Origin of the sequence: Stenotrophomonas sp. NY11291 (genome assembly GCF_023277365.1) — a bacterium.
Lineage (GTDB): Bacteria > Pseudomonadota > Gammaproteobacteria > Xanthomonadales > Xanthomonadaceae > Stenotrophomonas > Stenotrophomonas geniculata.
Genome location: NZ_CP096975.1, coordinates 1,174,763 through 1,197,249, shown reverse-complemented (window position 1 = coordinate 1,197,249; position 22,487 = coordinate 1,174,763). Strand labels below are relative to the sequence as shown.

At 62.8% G+C, this 22,487-nt stretch carries 25 protein-coding genes; 11 read left to right on the top strand and 14 right to left on the bottom strand.

The window, feature by feature from the left end; translation table 11 throughout:
• Positions 1-38 precede the first annotated feature (38 nt).
• Positions 39-2,633, bottom strand: coding sequence for a bifunctional aspartate kinase/diaminopimelate decarboxylase (locus tag M1L61_RS05650; protein WP_010483531.1), 2,595 nt, complete (start codon positions 2,631-2,633; stop codon positions 39-41).
• Between the two features lie 75 nt (positions 2,634-2,708).
• On the opposite strand from M1L61_RS05650, the gene M1L61_RS05645 reads away from it, so the two are divergent.
• Both M1L61_RS05645 and M1L61_RS05640 read left to right on the top strand, forming a co-directional pair.
• Positions 2,709-3,581, top strand: coding sequence for a PhzF family phenazine biosynthesis protein (locus M1L61_RS05645; RefSeq protein ID WP_010483533.1), 873 nt, complete (start codon positions 2,709-2,711; stop codon positions 3,579-3,581).
• Between the two features lie 90 nt (positions 3,582-3,671).
• On the top strand, positions 3,672-4,550 hold the full coding sequence (locus M1L61_RS05640; protein ID WP_010483535.1) for a PhzF family phenazine biosynthesis protein: 879 nt from the start codon (positions 3,672-3,674) through the stop codon (positions 4,548-4,550).
• 99 nt (positions 4,551-4,649) lie between these two features.
• Here M1L61_RS05640 and M1L61_RS05635 read toward each other — a convergent pair whose 3' ends face one another.
• Positions 4,650-5,081 (bottom strand): OsmC family protein, encoded by a 432-nt coding sequence (locus M1L61_RS05635; protein ID WP_005408443.1) that lies wholly within the window; start codon positions 5,079-5,081, stop codon positions 4,650-4,652.
• Positions 5,082-5,453: 372 nt separating this feature from the next.
• Here M1L61_RS05635 and M1L61_RS05630 point away from each other — a divergent pair, with 372 nt between their 5' ends.
• The 4 genes from M1L61_RS05630 (at position 5,454) to M1L61_RS05615 (ending at position 7,698) form a co-directional block, all read left to right on the top strand.
• Positions 5,454-5,852, top strand: coding sequence for an HU family DNA-binding protein (locus tag M1L61_RS05630; protein WP_010483539.1), 399 nt, complete (start codon positions 5,454-5,456; stop codon positions 5,850-5,852).
• Between the two features lie 254 nt (positions 5,853-6,106).
• A complete protein-coding gene (locus M1L61_RS05625; RefSeq protein ID WP_010483541.1) occupies positions 6,107-6,415 on the top strand; it encodes a DUF3861 family protein in 309 nt (102 codons plus the stop codon).
• A gap of 55 nt (positions 6,416-6,470) precedes the next feature.
• On the top strand, positions 6,471-7,019 hold the full coding sequence (locus M1L61_RS05620; RefSeq protein ID WP_049434503.1) for a hypothetical protein: 549 nt from the start codon (positions 6,471-6,473) through the stop codon (positions 7,017-7,019).
• Between the two features lie 82 nt (positions 7,020-7,101).
• The gene (locus M1L61_RS05615; RefSeq protein ID WP_010483545.1) at positions 7,102-7,698 is read left to right on the top strand and encodes a DUF1439 domain-containing protein; all 597 of its coding nucleotides are present in this window, start codon (positions 7,102-7,104) and stop codon (positions 7,696-7,698) included.
• Positions 7,699-7,736: 38 nt separating this feature from the next.
• On the opposite strand, the gene M1L61_RS05610 is transcribed toward M1L61_RS05615, so the two are convergent.
• On the bottom strand, positions 7,737-8,279 hold the full coding sequence (locus M1L61_RS05610) for a type 1 glutamine amidotransferase domain-containing protein (RefSeq protein WP_010483547.1): 543 nt from the start codon (positions 8,277-8,279) through the stop codon (positions 7,737-7,739).
• A gap of 129 nt (positions 8,280-8,408) precedes the next feature.
• The gene (locus M1L61_RS05605) at positions 8,409-8,876 is read right to left on the bottom strand and encodes an SET domain-containing protein-lysine N-methyltransferase (protein ID WP_010483549.1); all 468 of its coding nucleotides are present in this window, start codon (positions 8,874-8,876) and stop codon (positions 8,409-8,411) included.
• Positions 8,877-9,085: 209 nt separating this feature from the next.
• Between M1L61_RS05605 and M1L61_RS05600 the strand changes: the two genes are divergently transcribed.
• From M1L61_RS05600 to M1L61_RS05580, 5 genes are all read left to right on the top strand, one after another.
• Positions 9,086-9,541: an SUF system Fe-S cluster assembly regulator gene (locus tag M1L61_RS05600; RefSeq protein WP_005408436.1), complete on the top strand. Its 456-nt coding sequence runs from the start codon at positions 9,086-9,088 to the stop codon at positions 9,539-9,541.
• A gap of 17 nt (positions 9,542-9,558) precedes the next feature.
• Entirely contained in the window at positions 9,559-11,034 is a 1,476-nt protein-coding gene (sufB, locus tag M1L61_RS05595; protein ID WP_010483551.1) for a Fe-S cluster assembly protein SufB, read from the top strand.
• Positions 11,035-11,107: 73 nt separating this feature from the next.
• Positions 11,108-11,872, top strand: a complete 765-nt coding sequence (sufC, locus tag M1L61_RS05590) for a Fe-S cluster assembly ATPase SufC (protein ID WP_019659403.1) — start codon at positions 11,108-11,110, stop codon at positions 11,870-11,872.
• Positions 11,872-13,134, top strand: coding sequence for a Fe-S cluster assembly protein SufD (sufD, locus tag M1L61_RS05585; RefSeq protein ID WP_043396957.1), 1,263 nt, complete (start codon positions 11,872-11,874; stop codon positions 13,132-13,134). The genes sufC and sufD overlap by 1 nt, the downstream gene beginning before the upstream one ends.
• The gene (locus tag M1L61_RS05580) at positions 13,131-14,387 is read left to right on the top strand and encodes a cysteine desulfurase (RefSeq protein WP_010483557.1); all 1,257 of its coding nucleotides are present in this window, start codon (positions 13,131-13,133) and stop codon (positions 14,385-14,387) included. The genes sufD and M1L61_RS05580 overlap by 4 nt, the downstream gene beginning before the upstream one ends.
• 176 nt (positions 14,388-14,563) lie before the next feature.
• Here M1L61_RS05580 and M1L61_RS05575 read toward each other — a convergent pair whose 3' ends face one another.
• From M1L61_RS05575 to M1L61_RS05530, 10 genes are all read right to left on the bottom strand, one after another.
• Positions 14,564-14,866 carry a hypothetical protein gene (locus M1L61_RS05575; protein WP_010483559.1) on the bottom strand — a complete coding sequence of 101 codons (303 nt, stop codon included), beginning with the start codon at positions 14,864-14,866 and terminating at the stop codon, positions 14,564-14,566.
• 756 nt (positions 14,867-15,622) lie between these two features.
• Positions 15,623-16,084, bottom strand: a complete 462-nt coding sequence (locus M1L61_RS05570) for a hypothetical protein (protein WP_019337098.1) — start codon at positions 16,082-16,084, stop codon at positions 15,623-15,625.
• 31 nt (positions 16,085-16,115) lie between these two features.
• Entirely contained in the window at positions 16,116-16,598 is a 483-nt protein-coding gene (locus tag M1L61_RS05565; RefSeq protein WP_019337099.1) for a hypothetical protein, read from the bottom strand.
• 685 nt (positions 16,599-17,283) lie between these two features.
• A complete protein-coding gene (locus M1L61_RS05560) occupies positions 17,284-17,790 on the bottom strand; it encodes a hypothetical protein (protein ID WP_126561029.1) in 507 nt (168 codons plus the stop codon).
• 540 nt (positions 17,791-18,330) lie between these two features.
• Positions 18,331-18,525 carry a hypothetical protein gene (locus M1L61_RS05555; RefSeq protein WP_019337101.1) on the bottom strand — a complete coding sequence of 65 codons (195 nt, stop codon included), beginning with the start codon at positions 18,523-18,525 and terminating at the stop codon, positions 18,331-18,333.
• 70 nt (positions 18,526-18,595) lie between these two features.
• On the bottom strand, positions 18,596-19,012 hold the full coding sequence (locus M1L61_RS05550) for a hypothetical protein (RefSeq protein ID WP_248854424.1): 417 nt from the start codon (positions 19,010-19,012) through the stop codon (positions 18,596-18,598).
• Between the two features lie 512 nt (positions 19,013-19,524).
• Complete coding sequence (locus M1L61_RS05545) at positions 19,525-19,992, bottom strand: hypothetical protein (protein WP_019337102.1); 468 nt, start codon at positions 19,990-19,992, stop codon at positions 19,525-19,527.
• Entirely contained in the window at positions 19,989-20,822 is an 834-nt protein-coding gene (locus tag M1L61_RS05540; protein WP_248854423.1) for an RHS repeat-associated core domain-containing protein, read from the bottom strand. The genes M1L61_RS05545 and M1L61_RS05540 overlap by 4 nt, the downstream gene beginning before the upstream one ends.
• Before the next feature lie 820 nt (positions 20,823-21,642).
• Positions 21,643-22,098, bottom strand: a complete 456-nt coding sequence (locus M1L61_RS05535; protein WP_126561027.1) for a hypothetical protein — start codon at positions 22,096-22,098, stop codon at positions 21,643-21,645.
• A 166-nt stretch (positions 22,099-22,264) separates the two neighbouring features.
• The gene (locus M1L61_RS05530; RefSeq protein WP_126561026.1) at positions 22,265-22,465 is read right to left on the bottom strand and encodes a hypothetical protein; all 201 of its coding nucleotides are present in this window, start codon (positions 22,463-22,465) and stop codon (positions 22,265-22,267) included.
• Positions 22,466-22,487: the final 22 nt, after the last annotated feature.

Genomic DNA, 22,487 nt, shown 5'->3' with positions numbered 1-22,487 from the left:
GGGCGTGTCGGTGGGCGGGTGCAGGGCGCGCGCGGCGATCATTCGATCACGTCTTCGCGCGGCAGCATCCGCTGGTTGTAGGTGTTGGCCATCGAATAGCCGTAGGCGCCGGCATCGGCGATCAGCATCACGTCATCCGGCGCGGTCGACACCGGCAGCTTGCGGCGCTTGCCGAACACATCGCTGGATTCGCAGATCGGGCCGACCACATCGAACGCCGCTTCGGCATAACCGCCCTGGCGGCTGAGGTTCTCGATGTCGTGCCAGGCGTCGTACAGCGCCGGGCGCATCAGTGCATTCATGCCGGCATCCAGGCCGACGCGGCGCACGCCCTCCTTTTCCACCACCTGGGTGACATGGGTCAGCAACACGCCGGACTCGGCCACCAGGTAGCGGCCCGGCTCGATCGCCAGGCGGAATGCCGGATGGAGTGCCTTGACCTCGGCCAGGCCCTCGGCCCAGGCGTCCAGGTCAAACGGCTCGTCTTCGTCGCTGTACGGAATCGGCAGTCCGCCACCGATGTCGATGGTCTGCACGCTGCCGATGCGGCGGGCGAAACCGGCCAGCTCATCGCACATCAGGCGCCAGTGCTGCGCGGTCTCCACGCCACTGCCCAGGTGCGCATGCAGGCCGACCACGCGGCTGCCCAGGTCGGTGGCCGCGCGCACGAACTCGTCGACGCGGGCGATCGGCAGGCCGAACTTGGACTCCTTGCCGCCGGTGCGGACCTTGGCGTGGTGGCCTTCGCCACGGCCCAGGTCGACACGCAGCCACAGCTCGCGGTTGCGGAACAGGTCCGGCCAGCGCTGCAGCGCTTCGACGTTGTCGACGGTCACGGTCACGCCCAGCGCGAACGCCGCCTCGTACTCGCTGCGCGGGCAGAAGCTGGGGGTGAACAGCACACGCTTGGGCGACAGTTCCGGCAGGTACTGGAACACATGCTTCAGCTCGCCGTGCGACACGCACTCCAGGCCGAAACCTTCGGCTTCCAGCAGCTGCAGGATGGCCGGGTGGCTGTTGGCCTTGATCGCGTAGTAGCGCTGGTCGATCGGCTTGATCGCGGCCAGCGCGCGGGCGCGGGCGCGCACCGTCGGCAGGTGGTAGACGTAGCGCGGCGTACCGGCATCAGCCAGCTGCAACAGGTGGGCACGCTGGCCCCGCCACCACGGCGTGCCACGCGGGCGCACGGTGCCGGCGATTTCGCGCCAGCGCGGGCCGAACACCTCGGTCTCTTCCACCGGCATCGCACCGCTGTCGATCAGCTCGGCGTGCAGCACCGGCAACAGGCCATCGGCATCGGCTTCGTCGATGACGAAGGTCAGGTTCAGGTCGTTGGACGACTGCGAGATCATGTGTACGCGCTCGCGGCCGAAGGTGGCCCACACGTCCGACAGCTTGTGCAGCAGCGAGCGCATGCCACGGCCGACCAGGGTGATCGCCGCGCACGGCACGATCACCTTCACCTTGCAGATCTGCGACAGGTCGGCCGACAGCGCGGCCAGCACATCGGTGTTGACCAGGTTCTCGGACGGGTCCAGCGACACGGTGACGTTGGTCTCGGCCGAACCGATCAGGTCCACCGAAAGCCCGTGCTTCTTGAACAGGTTGAACACATCAGCCAGGAAGCCGACCTGCTGCCACATGCCGATGCCTTCCATCGACACCAGCACGATGCCGTTGCGGCGGCTGATCGCCTTCACCCCCGGCACCGGCGCGGCGCTGCCGTCGATGCTGGTGCCCGGCAGTTCCGGGCGCTCGGTGTCGAGGATGGCCATCGGCACGCCGGCATCGCGGCACGGCTTGATCGAGCGCGGGTGCAGCACCTTGGCGCCGGTCGTGGCGATTTCCTGTGCTTCGTAATAGTCCAGGCGGGTCAGCAGGCGCGCGTCCGGCACGTCCTTCGGGTTGGCGCTGAACATGCCCGGCACGTCGGTCCAGATCTCCACGCGGCTGGCGCCGAGCAGCGCACCGAAGTACGCCGCCGAGGTATCCGAGCCACCACGGCCGAGGATGGCGGTGCCGCCATCGGCATGCCGCGAGATGAAGCCCTGGGTGATCAGCAGGCGGGTCGGCTGCGCGCGGAAGCGCTGCATCCACTCCGCATCGGCACGCCACTGGCAGTTCACCGACAGGCGCTGCGACCAGTCGCTCTGGTTCGGCTGCGGCGGCATCGCATCCAGCCACTGGCGGGCATCCATCCAGCCCATGTCCAGGCCCGAGGCGTGCAGGTAGGCCGCGCCCAGGGTGGAGGACAACAGCTCGCCCTGGCCCAGCACGTCGGCCTGCCAGTCCAGCGGACGGGTGGCCGCACGCGCGTCGTCCAGCAGGCCCTGCAGCGCCGCCAGGCGCTCGGCCAGCACTTCGCGGCCCAGGCCCAGTTCAACCAGGAAGCCCTCGTGGCGCTCGACCAGCGCCGCCACGCGATCACGGCTGTCCGGCGCGCCATCGGCGATCGCGGTCAGTTCGTTGGTGACCCCGGACAGCGCCGACACCACTACCAGCACGCGCGAGCCGGTCTCTTCCGCACGTTTTTTCGCCAGCTTCCCGATCGTGTCCCAGCGATGACGACGCGACACCGAGGTGCCGCCGAACTTCAGTACGATCCAACGATCGACAAGGGGGGAAGCTGACATGGATTGGCTATGTAGAATGTGGGGAAGCCGCCCTCGGGGGCGGAACCTTTGATTCTAAGCGCAATATCCCCGTAGATGGCCGTCCTCCGTTACCTGCAGCTCGATGTCTTCGCCGCCCGCCCCGGCACCGGCAACCCACTGGGCGTCATCCTGGACGCCGACGGGCTCTCCAGCCGCCAGATGCAGGCCCTGGCCGCCTGGCTGAATCTGTCCGAGACGGTGTTCTTCCTGCGCCCCAGCGCGCCGGGTGCCGACTACCACATCCGCATCTTCACCCCGACCCGCGAGCTGGCATTTGCTGGCCACCCCAGCGTCGGCGCCGCCTGGGCCGCGGTGAGCTGTGGCTTGGCGCAACCGCGCGACGGCGCCCTGCTGCAGCAATGCGCGGCGGGGTTGCTGCCGGTACGGGTGAGCGGTCCGGCCGAGGCACTGCAGATCCAGCTGGCCAGCCCACCGGCACGGCAACTGGACACGAGGGTGGACGCCGCGCCGGAGACGCTGCTGGCGCTGGCGGCCAACGGGCACGTGCCCGAACTGTGGGACAACGGTGCACGCTGGTGGCTGCTGCCGCTGCGCGACGCCGCCGCCGTGCGCGGACTGGCGCCAGACATGGCGGCCCTGCGCGACTGGAGCCTGGCCACCGACGCTACTGGCCTGGCCGTGTTCGCCGACGAGCCCGGCGACGACCACGCCCGCGTGGTGCGCGCCTTCTGCCCCGCTGACGCGGCCGCCGTACCCGAAGACCCGGTGACCGGCAGCGCCAATGCGCTGATCGGCGCCTGGCTGCGGCAGCGCGATGCCCTGCCCGGCCGCGAAGGCCGCTACGTGGCCAGCCAGGGCCGCGAAGTGGGCCGCGATGGCCGCGTGCAGGTGCAGGTCGACGCGCAGGGCACGGTGTGGATCGGCGGCCAGGTGCAGTGCGTGATCGACGGCAGCATCCATTGGTAGCGTCGGGCCACGCCCGGCGAACGCCGCACACGGACGCCGGGCATGGCCCGGCGCTACCGTACCCCTCTCGTTCTACGGAGTTTGCCCCCTATGACCACCCGCCGTTTCCTGCAGCTGGATGTGTTCTCCCCGCGCGCCGGCGCCGGTAACCCGCTGGCCGTGGTACTCGATGCCGAGGGCCTGGACGATGCCAGCATGCAGGCCATCGCCCGCTGGACGCGACTGCCCGAAACCACCTTCGTGTTTCCACCGCAGGCACCCGGTGCCAGCTACCGGCTGCGCATGTTCAGCCCGCAGAAGGAAGTGCCGTTCGCCGGCCACCCCAGCGTCGGCACGGCGCATGCGGTGCTGCAGGCAGGCCTGGCCACACCGATCGATGGCGTGCTGGTGCAGGACGGCATTGCCGGCGCCCTGCCGCTGCGCGTCAGCGGTGAGGGTACGCAGCAGCGCATCGCCATCCGTACCCCGCGCGCGCAGCTGGCCGAAACTGCCGAGGCCACCGATCCGCGCCTGCAGGCCGCACTGAAGGACTGGCCATTGGGCTCGCTGCCGCCGGCACGCATGCAGGGCGGGCGGAGCTGGTGGGTCGTGCAGGTGGCCGACGAGGCCGCATTGCGCGCGCTGCAGCCGGACTGGGATGCGGTGGCCGCACTGGCCGAGACCACCGACAGCATGGGCGTGTTCGCCTATGCCTTCAGCGATGGCAGCGAGGGTTTCGACCTGGCCGTACGTGCCTTCGTCGGCAATGGACGCCGCTTCGAGGACGCCGCCTCCGGTGCGGCCAATGCGGTGCTGGCCGCGTGGCTGGACCTGCGCGGCGCCCTGCCGCGTGGCCGTGCACCGTTCGAAGTCAGCCAGGGCCGCGAAGTCGGCCACGATGCGCGCCTGACGCTGCTGGTCGACGAGGACGGCGAGGTCTGGTCGGGCGGCCAGGTGCAGACCGTCATCACCGGCACCATCGATTGGTAAAGGGACACTGTAGAGCCGAGCCCATGCTCGGCTGCTCTTCGGCCAGATCACGGGAGCTGCAGAAGCCGAGCATGGGCTCGGCTCTACAGATGCGCCGGCTCAGCCCAGCTCGGCTTCCAGGCTGATCGGCACGGCGCTCAGTGCCTTGGACACCGGGCAGTTCTGCTTGGCGTCATCGGCAATCGCACGGAACTGCGTCGCGTCGATACCCGGCACCACCGCCTTCACCTTCAGCCGGATCTGCGACAGCTGCGGGCCGCCTTCCAGCGACAGATCGACCTTGGCCTCGGTATCCAGCGAGGTCGGGGTAAAGCCGGCTTCGCCGAGCTTGGCCGACAGCGCCATGGTGAAACAACCGGCGTGCGCGGCAGCGATCAGCTCTTCCGGATTGGTGCCCTTTTCGTCGCCGAAACGGCTGTTGAAGCCGTAGCGGGTCTTGTCCAGCAGGCCACTCTGCGGCGTGCTCAACTGCCCCTTGCCCGACTTCAGATCGCCTTCCCAGTGCGCGGTGGCGTGTCGCGAGATTCCCATGTGCTGCTCCTGCGTGACGGTGATGAACGGTCACCCTCGCACGGGAGGCGTTAGCCCTGCGTCGCTCCGCCGCACGCTGGAGGTCGTCTTCCGAACCCGGCGCGTGGACACTTCCTCGCCAACCGGAAACGCATTTCCCTCTTGTTTTCAGTGGTTTCGCGCATTCCGACGATGGGCGGGCGCCGGCCATGGCGTGCGCTGCCACACCCCCATCCCCCACTGCCGGCCATGTACTGAATCGGCCTGGATATGAAAAAACATGCACTTTCCGCGCTTCGGGCTATTGGCGGCGCCCGAGAGTTGCCCTACATTGCGCTTGCCGACGGGGTTCGGCGCCGACCAAACAACCAACCGTTCACGGAACAGGAAACCATGGCAAAGACCGCTAAGAAGGCTGCCCCGAAGAAGGCAGTGAAGAAAGTCGCGACGAAGGCAGCCGCCAAGCCGGCCGCTCCGAAGCCGATCAAGGAAGTGCTGACCAAGTCCGGCCTGGTTGCACACATCGCTGAAGCCTCCGGCGTCATCGCCAAGGACGTCCGCGCTGTGCTGGCCTCGCTGGAAAGCGCCGTCGCCTCCTCGGTGCACAAGAAGGGCGCTGGCTCGTTCACCCTGCCGGGCCTGCTGAAGATCACCACCGTCAATGTGCCGGCCAAGCCGAAGCGCAAGGGCATCAACCCGTTCACCAAGGAAGAGCAGTGGTTCGCTGCCAAGCCGGCCACCACCAAGCTGAAGGTGCGTCCGCTGAAGAAGCTGAAGGACGCCGCGCTGTAAGCGCGCGCCCCAACGCGGATTCCGACGGGACGGCTCTGGCCGTCCCGTTTTTTTTGTACCAACCACAGCCCGCAACACAGCGTTGCCGCATCCCCGGGAATGCGCGTACAGGCCCGTCGCCATTGGCTGGGCGTGGTGCGTTGCGGCCCCGGAACGTACCGGGTGGAACACTGCGTGCAGCCCCGGCCATCGCCGCCGGGCACGGCCTTGCCTAAGGTGGGCACATCCTCCACAGCTACGGCGAGCGTCCCCTCATGGCCAGCCCCTCCACCCGCTACCGGATCTCGGTGACCCCCATCGAAAAGGACGGGTTGCAGTGCACCGGGCGCTGCACCATCGAACTGGAACATCGCGCCAGCCGCGACCTGATGCGCCTGCTGGAAGCGGCGCCGCGCACCGCAGGCATCAGCGGCGACGAGCGCGCGACCCTGGTGATCGCCACCCAGCTGCTGCGCGACATCGTGCAGCGCCACGCCGAAACCGAAGGCCATGCCCTGGCCGCCATCGCCGCGCAGGTGCTGCCGGCGCTGGATGCACTGGAACAGCTGCCCTCCTCCCGCTGATCGCGGCACAGCCGATACACTGCCTCCTTCCGTTCGCCTCGGGGAGGAGGCAGACATGCGCAGGTTCCTGATACTGATCGCACCGCTGGTGCTGCTGGCCTGTTCCCGGCCGCCATCGCAACCTCATCCTGCGGATGCCGCTCCGCCGGCCACGACCGAGGCGGCTGCCCGCGCGAAGCCACAGGCCGCCGCAGAAGGCGATGCAGCGGCCGTGCAGGCCATCGATGTCGATCCCCTGTTTGCCGCCGTCGCGGCCGAGGCCGAGCTGCCGGCGGGAATGCTCAATGCCTATGTCATGGCCCTGCTCAATCGCGATCGCAAGGCCATCGACGCCGCATGGACCTTCCCGCCCAGCGATGCACGACGCGCCGACGATGCCGCATTGCGCCAGCTCACGGACGTGCGCAGCCTGCGCCTGACCAGCGAACTGCCGGTCGCGCGCGACGGTCACCAGCCACCGCAGCTGCTGGAGGTTCCGGTGCAGATCCGCGCGGTGACCGCTGAGGGCACTTTCCGCTTCGGCGGCTGGTACCGCGTGCAGCCCAGCAGCGATGGCCGCGCCTGGCAGATCCAGTCGGCGCAACTGCGGCCATCGCTGGACTGAACCGTTGCAGCGGCATGCACGCGCGATTCAGCCGGCAAGGCTACTCTTTGGTCCATCCATTCCGCATTCACCGGTCACCGCCATGCGCCTGCGTTCCCTGATGACCCGCCTCGCGGCCTCCACCGTGCTGATCGCTGCTGCGATCGGCGCCCAGGCCGCCCCTTCCATTTCCGGCCGCGAACTGTCGGTCGGTGCCAGCGACGTGCAGCAGTACCTCGATGGCAGCTTCCCGCGCACCCAGGACGCCCTGGGGGGCCTGATCGCCCTGACCATGAGCCATCCGCAGCTGAGCCTTCCGGCCGGCGAACGGTTGAACCTGGGCATGGACGTCGCACTGGCCACCGCCGGTGGCAACCCGTCCAAGCTGGGAACGGTGAAGCTCAGCAGCGGCCTGCGCTACGACGCGCAGACCCAGGGCTTCCACCTGCAGCAGCCGAGCGTGGATGACTTCGCCCCGGCCAACCAGGGCGGTCGCCTCGATTCGCGCACCCGCGGCCTGCTCAATGCCTGGCTGAGCGACTACGCCCAGCGCGAACCGATCTACAAGCTGGACCCGGCCGTGGCCGGCCTGCTCGGCGCACTGCAGGTGCAGTCGGCACAGGTGAAGAACGGCAAGCTGGTGGTCACCTTCAACCAGAACCTGGGCAACCTGGTGCCGGCAGGCGTGCTGGGTAAATGAGGTAGTGCCGGCCGCTGGCCGGCACTACCCGTAGCGCATCAGGCGGCAAGTGCCTTGACCACCGCCTCACTGAAGGCGGGAATGTCGTCCGGCTTGCGGCTGGTGATCAGGTTTCCATCGATCACAACCGCGGTATCGCGCCATTTCGCACCTGCGTTGACCAGATCCTGCTGCAGGGACGGCCAGGACGTCACGTCGCGCCCCTCAGCAAGGCCGCTGTTGATCAGCAACCACGGGCCGTGGCAGATGGCCGCCACAGGCTTGCCGGCTTCATCCACTGCCCGGATGAAGCCGAGTACAACCTCGTCGGTACGCAGCGTGTCCGGATTGATGACGCCTCCGGGCAGGACCAAGGCATCGAAGCGTGCCGGATCCGCTTCATCCAGCGGAATGTCCACCGCGACGGCGTCGCCCCAGTTCTTCTCCTTCCAGCCCTTGATCGTCGCCTCCTTTGCGGGCGACACCACGCTGACGCGCGCGCCCTCGGCTTCCAGCAGCCGCTTGGGTTCGGTCAATTCGGACTGTTCGAAGCCATGGGTGGCCAGGATGGCAATCTGCTTGCCCTTCAATCGCTCTGCCATGGGTGCACTCCGGTTGGGGGAGCCGACAGAATGGAAGAACGGCCCTTGCACGGCGGTGACCCTGCCGTGCACGGCAGGTGGAGAGCCTCCGGGTAGTGCCGGCCAGTGGCCGACAGTCCCCGGTACCGGTCAGCGCTTGGGCTGCAGCATGGTGCCGGTGCACTTGGGCGAGCCGCAGCGGCACTCCCAGATCTTCTTCAGCTTGGCGGTATGACGCTCGGCCAGGGTGATGCCGTAGTTGTAGGTCAGTTCCTCACCGGCCTTGATATCGCGCAGCGCCTCGATGAACACCTTGTCGCCACGGCTGTCGCCGTCCTCGTCTTCCTCGATCACTGCCTCGCAGTTCGGGTCGCAGCTGTGGTTGATCCAGCGCGCGTCGTTGCCCTTGTAGTTGGCATCGATCACCCAGTCGTCATTGAGGGTGAACAGGAAGGTATGGCCACTTTCAACGTCGCCGCTGTCATCGGCATCAACGTCGCCGTGGCTGCGCAGCAGGCCCTTGTACTGGATCACGCGCTCGCCCTGCTTGATCGGGGCCACGGAAAACACACCGTTGCCGTGGATGGCGGACTTGCGGGCTTGGATCTTCTTGGGCATCGGCAAGGGAAGTCTGCAGCGAAAGGAACGTTGATTCTCGCCCATTCCGGGTGATTGCGAAAATCACCCCGTTGGCGCAGCATTGCGCCCTGGCAACGGCCCCGGTGTGTTCTCCCGTCCCGGCCCCAGCGCCGGCTGAATGCCCGGGTTGGATGGCGGCGAAGAAAAGCGTACAATTTCAGTCCGCTTTAAGAACCACTCGCATCCCCATGTTGCGCGTCACCAAACTCACCGATTACGCCACCGTCGTACTGACCGTGCTCGCCGCCCGTCCGGGCGAGGTGCTCAGTGCCACCGAGCTGGCCGAATTCACCGGTCTGGAGCCGCCCACCGTCAGCAAGGTACTCAAGCCGCTGGCCCAGGCCGGCCTGGTTGAAGGCCTGCGCGGCGTGCGTGGCGGCTACCGCCTGACCCGCCCGGCCATCGAGATCTCGCTGTTCGAAGTGGTCGAAGCGATGGAAGGGCCGCTGGCCCTGACCGAATGCAGCCACGACCACCACCAGTGCGGCATGGCGCCCAAGTGCGGCGCGCGCAGCAGCTGGCGGCTGATCAACGACGTGGTCTCCGAGGCCCTGCGCGATGTCACCCTCGCCCAGATCCTGCCCCCTCTCCCCCTTGCCGATGACGAACAGCGCCGCACCATCGCTGTCGACGTCGTCTCCTGATCCGTAGGCAGCCCCCCATGGCCACCGAAACCATCGAAAACGTCGCCCACGACGACACCCCCAACCGCGAGATCCACGAGCAGCTCGGCCGCAAGTATTCGGCCGGCTTCATCACCGAGATCGAGTCGGACTCCCTGCCGCCGGGCCTGGACGAGGACACCATCCGTGCCCTGTCGGCCAAGAAGGAAGAGCCGGAGTGGATGACGCAGTGGCGCCTGGACGCCTACCGCCACTTCCTGACCATGCCGATGCCGGACTGGGCCAAGCTGGAGATCGCGCCGATCGACCTGCAGGCGCTCAGCTACTACTCCGCGCCGAAGGGCCCGAAGTACGCCTCGCTGGATGACGTGCCCAAGGAGCTTCTGGACACCTACGACAAGCTGGGCGTGCCGCTGCACGAGCGCGCCAAGCTGGCCGGCGTGGCGGTGGACGCGGTGTTCGACTCGGTGTCGGTCGGTACCACCTTCCGCAAGGAACTGGCCGAGAAGGGCATCATCTTCTGCTCGATGTCCGAGGCCATCAAGGAACACCCGGAGCTGGTGCGCCAGTACCTGGGCACCGTGGTGCCGGTGGGTGACAACTACTTCGCCGCGCTCAACTCGGCGGTGTTCTCCGATGGCAGCTTCGTGTTCATTCCCAAGGGCGTGCGCTGCCCGATGGAGCTGAGCACCTACTTCCGCATCAACGCCGGCCACACCGGCCAGTTCGAGCGTACCCTGATCGTGTGCGAGGACAAGGCCTACGTGTCCTACCTGGAAGGCTGCACCGCGCCGATGCGCGACGAGAACCAGCTGCACGCCGCAGTGGTCGAGCTGGTCGCGCTGGAAGACGCGGAGATCAAGTACTCCACCGTGCAGAACTGGTACCCGGGCGACGAGAACGGCGTCGGCGGCATCTACAACTTCGTCACCAAGCGTGCCGAATGCCGTGGCGCGCGCAGCAAGGTCACCTGGACCCAGGTCGAGACCGGTTCGGCGATCACCTGGAAGTACCCGTCCTGCGTGCTGCTGGGCGACGATTCGGTGGGCGAGTTCCACTCGGTGGCGCTCACACACCACCGCCAGCAGGCCGACACCGGCACCAAGATGATCCACATCGGCAAGCGCACCAAGAGCAAGATCGTCAGCAAGGGCATCAGCGCCGGCCGCGGCCAGAACACCTACCGCGGCCTGGTGCGTGTGGACCGCAATGCCGATGGCGCGCGCAACTACACCCAGTGCGATTCGCTGCTGATCGGCAAGCAGTGCGGCGCCCACACCTTCCCCTACATCGAGGTGAAGAACCCGGGCGCCACCGTCGAGCACGAGGCCACCACCTCCAAGATCTCCGACGACCAGCTGTTCTATTGCCGCGCCCGTGGCATCAGCCAGGAAGACGCGGTGTCGATGATCGTCGACGGCTTCTGCAAGCAGGTGTTCCGCGAACTGCCGATGGAGTTCGCGGTGGAAGCCAAGAAGCTGCTGGAAGTCTCGCTGGAAGGTTCGGTGGGCTGACCGCCCGCCCTGCCCTCGCACAACGCATTCTTTTTACCGGCGGGCCCCGGCCCGCACCACGGAAACCCCCACCATGCTGAAGATCGAAAACCTCCACGCCCGCATCGGCGACAAGGAAATCCTCAAGGGCCTGTCGCTGGACGTCCAGCCGGGCCAGGTGCACGCCATCATGGGCCCGAACGGCGCCGGCAAGTCCACCCTGGGCAATGTCCTGGCCGGCCGCGACGGCTACGAAGTGACCGAAGGCAGCGTGCAGTTCGACGGCGTCGACCTGCTCGACCAGGACCCGGAAGCACGCGCCGCCGCCGGCCTGTTCCTGGCGTTCCAGTACCCGGTGGAAATCCCGGGCGTGAACAACACCTACTTCCTGCGCGCGGCACTGAACGCCCAGCGCAAGGCACGCGGCGAGGAAGAACTCGATTCCATGCAGTTCCTCAAGCTGGTGCGCCAGAAGCTGGCCGTGCTGCACCTGAAGGACGAACTGCTGCACCGTGGCGTCAACGAAGGCTTCTCCGGTGGCGAGAAGAAGCGCAACGAGATCTTCCAGCTGGCCGTGCTGGAACCGAAGCTGGCGATCCTGGACGAAACCGACTCGGGCCTGGACATCGATGCACTGAAGAGCGTGGCCGATGGTGTCAACGCACTGCGCGCTGCTGATCGCTCGTTCCTGGTCATCACCCACTACCAGCGCCTGCTGGACTACATCAAGCCGGACGTGGTGCACGTGCTGGCCGATGGCCGCATCGTCAAAAGTGGCGGCCCGGAGCTGGCACTGGAACTGGAAGCGCACGGCTATGATTTCCTGAAGGACCGGGTCGTGCCCGAGGCGGCGGTCTGATGAGCGCCCTGCTTGATTCGATGGCCCAGGCCTTTTGCGGCAGCGATGCGCGCCGCGAAGTGCTGGATGCGGCCCTGCGCGATGGCCTGCCGGCCGCCCGCAACGAGGCCTGGAAGTACACCTCGCTGCGCCAGCTGGAGCGCCGTGCGTTCGCGGCTGCACCGCTGTCCCCGCCGGCCCTGGATGCCGCGCTGCTGGAGGACATCCCGGCACCGCGCCTGGTGTTCGTCAACGGCCGCCTGGACGCCGCGCTGAGCGACGTGCAGGCCTTGCCGGCCGGCGTGCAGCTGCAGCCGCTGTCGGCCGCACTGGCCGCCGGCGAAGACGCCGTGCGTTTCCTTGGCCGCCGCTACGAGCGCAGCGAGGAGATCTTCGCCCGCCTGAATGCCGCGCTGGCCGATGAAGGCGTGGTGCTGCGCGTGGATGAAGGCGTGCAGGTCGACGTGCCGCTGCAGCTGGTGTTCGCCAGCGTCGCCGGTGACACCGACCTGGCCTGGCATCACCGCCACCTGATCGAACTGCGTGCCGGCGCCAGCCTGGGCGTGGTCGAGCACCGCTTCAGCGTGGGTGACTCCGCCCACCTGGACAACACCGTGCTGCATGCCCACGTCGCTCGCGATGCCGTGCTCAAGCACGCCCGCGTCCAGGCCGGCAGCGCGCGCCAGACCAGCTTCCTGCGCACCGACGCCGTGCTGGCCCGCGACGCGCAGTACCACCGCGTGGACCTGGAACTGGGCGCCGCGCTCAGCCGCCATGAACTGAACGTGCGCCTCGAAGGCGACAATGCCCAGCTGACCGCCAACGGCGTGCTGCTTGGCAATGGCCGCCGCCACGTCGAAACCCGCCTGGGCATCGACCACATCGCGCGCGATACCAGCTGCGAACTGCTGTGGCGCGGCGTCGCCGCCAACCGCAGCCGCGTGGTGTTCCATGGTGGCATCCAGATCCGCGAAGGCGCCGATGGCACCGACGCGAACCTGTCCAACAAGAACCTGCTGCTGTCGGCCGATGCCGAGATCGACACCCAGCCGACGCTGGTGATCGACGCCGATGAAGTGAAGGCCGCGCACGGTGCGACTGTCGGCCAGCTCGATGCCAACGCGCTGTTCTACCTGCGCTCGCGCGGCCTGCCGCAGGCACAGGCGCAGGCACTGCTGAGCGCCGCGTTCTGCCACGAGCCGTTGAAGATCCTGCCGGACGCACTGCGTGCGCAGCTGGCACACCGTCTGGACAAGGCGCTGGCCGAGGCAGGTGTGGCATGAACCTGTCCACGCCGCGCCCGATCGAAGAACGCACCGGCGCCCCCGACTGGGACCGCGTCCGCCTCGACTTCCCGCTGCTGATGCGTGAAGTGCATGGCAAGCCGCTGGTCTATTTCGACAATGCCAACACCGGCCAGAAGCCGGTGCAGGTGATCGGCGCGGTGGACGAGTTCTACCGCCGCTACAACGCCAACGTCAGCCGCGCGGTGCATGCACTGGGCAGCGAAGCCACCGACGCCTACGAAGGCGCACGCAACACGCTGGCACGCTTCCTCAACGTGCGCCCCAGCGACCTGGTGCTGTGCAGCGGCACCACCTTCGCCATCAACCTGGTGGCCTACTCGTGGGCGCTGCCGCGGCTGAAGGCCGGTGACGTGATCCTGATCACGCGCATGGAGCACCACGCCAACATTGTGCCGTGGCAGCTGGTCGCGCAGCGTACCGGCGCCACCATCCGCGTGGCCGAGATCACGCCTGACGGCGCACTCGATCTGGATGCGCTGCGCGCGGCGATGACCCCGGAGGTCAAGCTGCTGGCCGTCACCCATGTCTCCAACGTGCTGGGCACGGTCAATCCGGTGCGCGAAATCTGCCGTGAAGCGCGCAAGCGCGGCATCATCACCGTGGTCGATGGCTCGCAGGCCGTGCCGCACCGCAAGGTCGATGTCGCCGCGATCGGCTGCGACTTCTACGCCATTACCGGCCACAAGATGTGCGGCCCGACCGGCACCGGCGCCTTGTGGGCGCGCCGCGAGCATCTGGATGCGATGCCGCCGTTCCTCGGTGGCGGCGAGATGATCAAGGAAGTCAGCTTCGACGGCACCGTGTTCAACGATGCCCCGCACAAGTTCGAAGCCGGCACCCCGAACATCGCCGGTTTCATCGGCCTGGGTGTGGCTGCCGACTACCTGCAGCAGCTTGGCCAGGAGAACGTGGAAGCCCGCGAGGCCGAACTGCTGGCGCACTTCACCGAAGAGCTGCGCCGCGTCGACGGTCTGCGCATCATCGGCGAAGCGCCGGAGAAGGCCGCCGTGGTCTCGTTCCTGATCGATGGCGCACATGCGCACGACCTGGCCACCCTTCTGGATCTGGAAGGCGTGGCCGTGCGCTCTGGCCAGCACTGCGCGCATCCGCTGCTGCAGTACTTCGGCGTCGCGGCTACCTGCCGAGCTTCGCTGGCGTTCTACAACACGCATGCCGAGATCGAGCGGTTCATGACCGCACTAACCAAGGTGCGGAAGCTGCTGGGCTGAGGATTCGCCAGAATCAGGGAACTACGAGAACGCCGCAGGGAACTGCGGCGTTTTTTATTGCGCGCTGGACGCAAGCAAGCAGAGGCGTGACCGGGAAGCACCGAGTGACACCAGGAACGGGCAATCTCACCGTAATGCCGATCCATCCACCATCAACGGCCTTGAGGCACCGTCTCCTACATGCCAACAAGCATGGATACCCCGGAGGCAATCAAGAAAACGTACATCATCACGACGCCCCTCAACACCCACCGCTCCCCCTGATGGAGCGCCTGCCCTTTGGAAGTAAGGGCAAGCACTGCAATACCGCGCAAGCACCTAAGCCACCAATCAACCTTGATGATTCCGACTGCAGCAAGTACTTCCGGCCGTTCACGCTCGATTTTCAGCAACATCCTGTGAGCCGCAAATGCGTTTATCCACATGGCACCTAGGATGATGGAAGCCCAAATGGGGAAGCTCTCAACAAGGCTTTTCATCGTTCTTCACCCTGGCACCGCGCTATAAAAATCGTCAAACACGCTCGGCAGATCAAATCATTCCGCAATTTCTGCAATACGGCAAACCCCTCCACCCACATCCGCCTCAACCTTGACGTGGAGATTATTCGTAAAATACACATCCCCATGGCAAACCACTCGGACACCGCTCTCGTGGTAAGTTACAAGAAGTGAGGAATCAGTAGCGACCTGAGGCTTCACAACCCTGCTTTCACCGACAGGAATTGAGCCTACGCCTACCACACCACGCCAACCTCCAAGCTGACGTCATAAATCACCTCCCTTCCAACATTCCAACAATCACCGGATCCGACAACCAATCACAACCTTGCAACCCCAGCGAAAGAACCACAGCAGCCAGGCATGAGTGGATTCGACCACTCCACGCGGCTGAGTGCTCAGCATCCAACTTGCAGTTCGCCATTTCTTGCAGCCTCCGAACATGGAGAAGAATCTGCACCTCCCGAACTGATGTACCGCCCCGGCCAGTGTTCCAAAGCCATCAACAACGCGACGGCGCTCGATGACTCAGCCGCCACACTTACACCCTGCTCAGCTGAAGCGAGAAGCTGGCACCGTTCACGAGCACTGATCAGCTCGGGAAGCGCGACAGAGATTCTCACGATGCCCGACAGGGTTCACCCTCCCACGGGTGTTTAGTCTCTCACCCGGCGAGCCTAACTATCACAGCGAGTTGATCAACTGAAGTGCTGAACAACGACGCTAGCCACTCCTTCAAGAGAACGGATTGGAGATGGCCGCATAAATCACTTCAGGCGGCTCATCAATTCCGAACGCCTCTCTATGCATCATCTCCTCAATATAGCGATGTTTTTCTATGTCCCCAGGATAGGGGCTTGCCACCTCAAGAAAATCACGACCACCAACAGCTACAACAAAACGCTCATGAATATCCCAATAGCACAGTGAGCCGGACGAATGGTGGCGCAGCACAACTTCGAAACCTTCAGCGCGACTATCAATCTCGTAAATATCGTAGGCATCAGCAATGAGAACATCCTCAATCTGCTCGCCGTCCGCAGATATCCTCGACAGCAGCGGCCGGTCACTGCCAGAGACCTTGCAAAATGCGAGCCATATAAAATAGCAATCCACAATTGACAACGACCACGGGTATACAGCGTTGCTCCGCCCTTTCACATATTTCATAAAAAGCAGGGAATCATCACCAAACATGCAACCTACTCCTCCTTAAGTCCAACCTTAATCACCTCTTTAATCTTGGTTCCGGTTCGTTCAGCGCTGAGCCGGGCTGAGGAGTCGATGCGTTCAAGGGCGCAAGAAGACCCTTGACGTACCCACCGAGGCCAACTACGTCCTCAGCTGTACCAATCAGGTCCCGTCGCATCATCTTCTCGACATGCTCTACACCACCAAGTCGCGCGACAACATCCGCAAGGAAAGTGACATCTCCCGCAAATAACGTCACGTCCTGATCCAGCTTTACGACCCAGCGACCATCACGCGAAAACAAGAAATGATCACGCATGAAGTTCCCATCTTCCAGCCAGTAAAAGCGCAGGCTATCCAGCCCTCGCTCAATTTCCACAGAGCTTCCACCGTCGGAGCACTCTGAACATCGAACCGCGCACATTGCGATATCTGCAAAGTGCTCCGAAAGTGCGCTCAGCCACGCCGCCCAAACATCGTTCGGAGCAAAATCCTCATACAGGTTGCGATCAAACGCCATCCCTGCCCAGTCCTCCCGGAGGAGAGGGAGATCCGGAGGGTTAGCATCCGAGAGGGATGCCGCAATGAAATCTGGCCAGCAACATGTAATGCTCATGGCTTCTCTGAGTGCACTCAAGCCCACTCATCAATACTCCGCCTAACGGCCAACACCTGTGCTTCGGCATAGCGGGGATCGCGAATACGGATATCGGCATCATCAAGATAGTGCCATATCACGTGAGGAACCCCGATTTCATACGAACTTGACCGAATCACGTTCTTGATAAATTGCGCCCTCTGGTACCAGCCAGACACCTGTTCCTCGGAAGCAGGCTCGGATTCCAACAGCCTCCACAGACAGGCTAAAACGAGATTCTTTTCATCGATAGCGCTCAATGCGATACCTCATATTCTTCAACCAAGGCGCAACCCCCCAAAGCCTATCGACGTGATCGATCAGCTCGCAATGACACAGACGCAATCGCGCAACGAGGAGAACTGAGCTGCCCAGGAGTGCCATGGCGTAATGTGACATCTGCGACTCTACCAGCGATCGAGAATGTTCCGAAGCCCCTTCCTGGCAAGTGTCACCCCTAAGACGGGGACCATGTGATCACATGTTAGGCGCGCCTTTGAATCATCCCGCTTTCCTGCCATAGAAGGCAGAAATGAAAGCACATGACGTCATTTCCACAACCTATCACTCACTTCAGATCTTCAAGATTGACGAGCACATCTCCAAATTTCGCACGTGGCACGGGACCAGGGATTCGTAGGGAGCGAACTTCAAGGGGGGCGTGAATTTCGCCAAGCAGCAGATCACCTGTCGAATTGTCAGCTTCTCTTGTCCTGAACACCCCAATTATCGAAACCCATGAATACGCGTATTCGTCAAATACGCCTTGCTGCATATCTACTGGACCTCTAATTCGAACTTGAGTCTCCTCAGTCACTCCGGCCTCAAACAACTCTTTGCTTGAACTCAGTACAAAGAGCTCCCGGCTCACCCCGAGATAGCCCTCCATCCGCACCAACTTTCCATCGAATAGCCGGGGCGTAGCAGCTAGTTCCCGGAAGCTGACTCGGCAAGCGGAGCTGCCCTCGACCCCACAGCTCTTTCCAGACGGTTCGCCCCCGCCTTCTTGATGCCTGCAACCAGCCCCGTAGAAAATAAAAAAAATAACCATGAAAAACCGGAAATCAACATTCACGCCCACACCTCTGCGTCGCCATCCAGCGCCATGGGATACCGCTCACCTTCTTCGCTCCACACCCATAAACCCAAGCTCCTCCTGCCAGCCGAAAAGTGCGCGGAATCATTGATAGCCAAGCTCATCAACAATAGCCTTGCACTCGGGATCCAAATCGACATGAAATGATTTCAACTCCCCGGACGGCAGTTTTCCGTCGTCCGAGCGATGCATTACTGCATATCCTCGCAGCCCTGCTACCGTCCCCTCAGGAGCAATGTCGTAGACATCCCCACCCCACCCCCGCGACGACTTTACATAGTCGGCCACCACCAAAAGACAGTTGTCATCCAGCCGACCGCTTCCTATTTCATGTAGCGAACAACCAGCGACAGATACAAGACATAGCACTGAAGTGCGCGCAAACCCTTGAAGAACCATCGCTGGTCGTCGGCATCGAGATGAACTTGTGGATTTCACAGCACTCCCGCCACTTGTCGAGAAACCCAGGAAGGAACACCGTGGGCCGCGTGTCCACCCGCGTTTGCGGTGGTGATTCTATCAATAGCGCGTCAGCCACTGTTTGGCGACAACGTGCTCCCATTCTACTTGGGATAGCCATTCGCCCATCACCCCTTCAGCCATGACCATCCGAACCACCTCACCAGAAAGCTCATACACCGTACGCTCGATGACATTTCCATTGACAGCGGTAATCACCGCCGGTGAAGCCAACGCATCGGTGCAAGTGTACATGACCACTTCATCGGCAGCGCCCAGCACTATATACAGGCTATGCGCACCAACACCGCGATTGCCGCCCGAATCAGTGGAAAGCCAGCCCTTTTTCCTTCCGACAGCCCACCCTCGACCTCTCGGCAATAATCGTCACACACTCATTCAAAGGAAGCCCACAGGTGTCCGCCGACCTGACGACACCTTGATGATCGGCCAAGACGAAATATACCCTCACCCTTTCGCTTCCAGCCTGATCAAATGATTTCCTGACATCAATTAAATGTACCCTGCATATTTGCGCTTCTGGCACGCTCCCGGAATCACTAAAAACTGACTCAAGCGCAAGTGCGTAGTGATTAGCCGCTGCGTTTCCCGGATCATGATTCATGACCACATCCAAACGTTCATCTCTTCCGCCACAGGCGGCAATTCCTAAAAAACAAAGCGCCGCCACAATAATACCGGCCAGCCACCCAAAGCGATCAAGCACTTGGGAATTTCTCACTGAAATACCTCCCAAAACTTGGCGCACCCGCAATCTACATCCTTTCACAGAACCTGAGCATTCGCTTCACAATGATCGAGGCACACTGGCGTTCGTCAATACCACAAGTCCCCGCAGTCAAGAGTTTCCCGCTACCATCAGTCAATACATAGAAAATCCTTCTATTTCTCCGCCCCTCCCGAGAGAGTTCGAGCTGCGATACCACTAACTCTGCATTCACTTCCCGCTCCCCATCCACAGGGCGCGAATGTATGAGTTCATCCATATCAGCATGGATCTTCTGAGATGAGGAGCTGTCGTGGTCCTGGTTGGCCACCCGAAGAAGACAACCGCGGTCCTGCACACAGGAGGCAAGAAGCAGCATCGGTAAGGCAGCAGATAGAGAAATTATGATCCTCATCGAGACCTGCCCAACCAATAACCTCGAGTTCAAACCAGAATGCGCTCCGCACCACCCGTTCCTATCATCGAATCCAAACGAATTATTATCGGCATTCGCGCAACTGCTGCCTCTAATTGGAGAGCCCCACCCCGCAAGGTGGAACCCCGACCCGTTCATGCCGCAATCTCTGAAGATCCATCTCCATCAGTTCGCGCGTAGTCTCCGGCGGATCAAGACGCAAACCTTCCTCGAGGATTTGCATCGCGCGCTTACAGTCTCCCCCGCCTTGCTCAAGGGAGAGAAACAGTGCCAATCGCTGCATTGAACTAACGTCCATTCGTGCGACCCCCTCCTCAAGCCAGTAGCGATACCGCTCCATGTCGCCACGCGTCGAGTAGTGCCATTCAAGCTTAAGACGGGCCCCTGCATTCCCGTTTTCAGCCATCGAAATCTGACGTTCCAACTCTTCCTCGGAAAGGGCCAAACTTGGCGCTTCATCATGCTTCTCATTTCGGGAAAGCCGCTCTTCCTGGGGCTCCCCGTTACCGCAGCCAACAAGCAGCAAAGACAAAACAACGGAATTCGAAAGAATTTTCATTGCTTCACCTTCACCGTTTCCATTCTACGAATTCCGGACCCCAATTCAGGCTCAGCAAACTTATAGGATATTGAACCATCAGCTTTGATCGTAATCGAACGAATAGCTGGACCCGTCGGCCCCGTCCCTCCAGGCGAGAACCTTTGCCATACACCTGCACCTCCGGTTCCGTTCTCACCCATACTGACACGGAGCGTCATGTCATCTCCAGGCTTGTAGTTTTTTGGATAGCGAACGAATCCGTTGGGAGCATATACGGACGACTTATTCAGGTTCGCCCATCCCTGAGCAAAAGCCTTTGCCTGACCGATTTCCGCCCCAAGGTGGCAACCTGCCATGAATATTTCCTGGCCCTGTTTTAGCCCAAACTGGGTCCGAGCCATATTCCATGAGCTGACTGTGGAGTAGTTTTCCATGCGCCCCCCTCGCTGGTCCTGAATGGCCATGTTATTGGCGTGCCCTCCGACCGTGAACTTGCCCGGACTGTTGAGCGCATCTCCTGCCGCTCTCAGCCCGTTCGGATCAGCTTCACTGAACACGTTCATGTCTGCCCTGCCGTCCGGATCCTTGAACTTATACGGATTGGCAGAAGCGTAGCGATAGCGATTGAATGAAGCCCCTTCCGAACTAGCTGCAACTGGATCAGCCCCCAGAAATGCGACAGTTTGGAAGTCATAGTACCGCTGCTGCATGTAACTCAGCCCGGTCCCGGAGTCCGTCACATGCCCCGTATATCCCGGCCCATCCTTCAACGGCCGATTCACCACCGCCCCATACGGCTCATACACCGTACGCTCGATGACGTTTCCGCTGGCATCGGTGATCGCCACAGGTGACCCAGTGCGTCAGTGTGGATGTACTCGACGACTTCCTGTGCGACCGCCGGAGCCACACAGGCCGCCAGCAGCACCACCGTGGGCACCGCCCGAATCAACAGCGAACAGAGTCCATTCATGGCTTAGTCCCAATTCAATACGCGGGTGACGGGGAAGTCTGCGGACCATGCCGAACAGCCACCGGCGTTGCAGGCCCTGACAATGTAGAGACTGGCGCAGTAGGTCCCGCCGCTCGACTGCACGTAGGTATTGGGGCCGGTGTACAGGCGCCGTCCAGCTCCGGAAGGCTCAAGCTGATACTCCGTTGCCCCCGGAACCGCGCGCCAGCCGACGCTGCATTGCACCTGATAGGGCGCCTTGCGCGTGCTGAGCCACTCCGCCACGCAGATCTGAGTGGCTGCAGGAGGAAGCACGACGGAGACACTGGCGATGCCCGAGTAGGGACTGCACCCCGCGAAATTGCATGCCCTCACGCGATAGGCGTAGCTGCCATTGCCACGGCTGGCAACAAAGCTGTTCCCGCCGCCGTTATGCACCACCGTCCAGCCACACCGTTGGCACGCTCCTCGCGCGAATCAGCAGGAAAGATTCCGGCTCAGCACGCTACGGTTGAAGGCGTGCAAAACCACCAGCGCGGCAGACATCGCAGCTGGATCCGACATGGGCCTGGACCGGAATGCATCTCCCCGCCATCGGCACCGCTCTCCAGTTGGAAGCCAGTGACGCAACCGTCCCTAACGGTTGATCGACGAACGAGCCCCAACCACCATCACGCGACACTACCATCTTCAAAGCGAAAAAAGAAATGTGGGCGTCAAGAAACTAATGATGAATCAACAGACACCCCATCGTAATCAATAGATGCAAACTCAGAAACCGACATCTTCCCTTGAATGCGCAGCAAGCCAATGTAGGCTGACTTAGCCAGGAGTGACTTAGAATCATTCGAACGGAGCACCGCCCTGAGCCATTCCTCGATTGAAGCTGCATCAAGCCTCCTCCGAAGCACTGCAGAAACAAGCGATTCAATCATAAGCCTCCGATTATCATCAACAGGCTCCTGCCCCACCGTAACAATTCCAATAAAACAACCAAGAATCAACGGATCTGCCCAACGCAACCCGCCGATGAAAATGGCCCTCTCTCGGATCTCCGGATCACAATGGAACAATGACCTCGATACCAATACATAGTTTGAAGAGTCGGGTTCGGCCGTGAGAACCCGCGACATCTTGTAAAGCCGTTCAAGCAGCAGTTCATCTTCCGCCATCAGGAGTCTCCTGCATTTGCAACCACACGAGTCCCCCGAGGGGCGGTTGCGCGCCCACCCGATCAACGCATGCGCTTCAATCGGGAAAAGGTACAAACGCTGCGCACTACTGCAGGCTTATGGACAGTATTCATCCGGGGGCCACTTCACAACCGCTGCAGTCACTTCAAGTCTTCCAGATCCAGCGCCACTTCCTCAAAATCGCCACGTGGCATTGGGCCGGGGACCCGAAGAAATCAGACATCAAGCGGAGCATGGATTCCGCCAAGAAGTAGATCGTCCGTCGACGCATCTGGCCGGTCCAGATCTCGCGTCTGGTCTGCTCACGCTTGCCCAGACCCTCAGCATCATCAAATATCAGCTGCATGGATAGCTTCTCAACGTGTGCC

Bases quoted from the DNA above. Each gene is read 5' to 3' on its own strand.
- M1L61_RS05650 (WP_010483531.1), bottom strand. From the start codon at position 2,633: ATGTCAGCTTCCCCCCTTGTCGATCGTTGGATCGTACTGAAGTTCGGC.
- M1L61_RS05645 (WP_010483533.1), top strand. From the start codon at position 2,709: ATGGCCGTCCTCCGTTACCTGCAGCTCGATGTCTTCGCCGCCCGCCCC.
- M1L61_RS05640 (WP_010483535.1), top strand. From the start codon at position 3,672: ATGACCACCCGCCGTTTCCTGCAGCTGGATGTGTTCTCCCCGCGCGCC.
- M1L61_RS05635 (WP_005408443.1), bottom strand. From the start codon at position 5,081: ATGGGAATCTCGCGACACGCCACCGCGCACTGGGAAGGCGATCTGAAG.
- M1L61_RS05630 (WP_010483539.1), top strand. From the start codon at position 5,454: ATGGCAAAGACCGCTAAGAAGGCTGCCCCGAAGAAGGCAGTGAAGAAA.
- M1L61_RS05625 (WP_010483541.1), top strand. From the start codon at position 6,107: ATGGCCAGCCCCTCCACCCGCTACCGGATCTCGGTGACCCCCATCGAA.
- M1L61_RS05620 (WP_049434503.1), top strand. From the start codon at position 6,471: ATGCGCAGGTTCCTGATACTGATCGCACCGCTGGTGCTGCTGGCCTGT.
- M1L61_RS05615 (WP_010483545.1), top strand. From the start codon at position 7,102: ATGCGCCTGCGTTCCCTGATGACCCGCCTCGCGGCCTCCACCGTGCTG.
- M1L61_RS05610 (WP_010483547.1), bottom strand. From the start codon at position 8,279: ATGGCAGAGCGATTGAAGGGCAAGCAGATTGCCATCCTGGCCACCCAT.
- M1L61_RS05605 (WP_010483549.1), bottom strand. From the start codon at position 8,876: ATGCCCAAGAAGATCCAAGCCCGCAAGTCCGCCATCCACGGCAACGGT.
- M1L61_RS05600 (WP_005408436.1), top strand. From the start codon at position 9,086: ATGTTGCGCGTCACCAAACTCACCGATTACGCCACCGTCGTACTGACC.
- sufB (WP_010483551.1), top strand. From the start codon at position 9,559: ATGGCCACCGAAACCATCGAAAACGTCGCCCACGACGACACCCCCAAC.
- sufC (WP_019659403.1), top strand. From the start codon at position 11,108: ATGCTGAAGATCGAAAACCTCCACGCCCGCATCGGCGACAAGGAAATC.
- sufD (WP_043396957.1), top strand. From the start codon at position 11,872: ATGAGCGCCCTGCTTGATTCGATGGCCCAGGCCTTTTGCGGCAGCGAT.
- M1L61_RS05580 (WP_010483557.1), top strand. From the start codon at position 13,131: ATGAACCTGTCCACGCCGCGCCCGATCGAAGAACGCACCGGCGCCCCC.
- M1L61_RS05575 (WP_010483559.1), bottom strand. From the start codon at position 14,866: ATGAAAAGCCTTGTTGAGAGCTTCCCCATTTGGGCTTCCATCATCCTA.
- M1L61_RS05570 (WP_019337098.1), bottom strand. From the start codon at position 16,084: ATGTTTGGTGATGATTCCCTGCTTTTTATGAAATATGTGAAAGGGCGG.
- M1L61_RS05565 (WP_019337099.1), bottom strand. From the start codon at position 16,598: ATGGCGTTTGATCGCAACCTGTATGAGGATTTTGCTCCGAACGATGTT.
- M1L61_RS05555 (WP_019337101.1), bottom strand. From the start codon at position 18,525: ATGTACACTTGCACCGATGCGTTGGCTTCACCGGCGGTGATTACCGCT.
- M1L61_RS05545 (WP_019337102.1), bottom strand. From the start codon at position 19,992: ATGAAAATTCTTTCGAATTCCGTTGTTTTGTCTTTGCTGCTTGTTGGC.
- M1L61_RS05535 (WP_126561027.1), bottom strand. From the start codon at position 22,098: ATGGCGGAAGATGAACTGCTGCTTGAACGGCTTTACAAGATGTCGCGG.
- M1L61_RS05530 (WP_126561026.1), bottom strand. From the start codon at position 22,465: ATGCAGCTGATATTTGATGATGCTGAGGGTCTGGGCAAGCGTGAGCAG.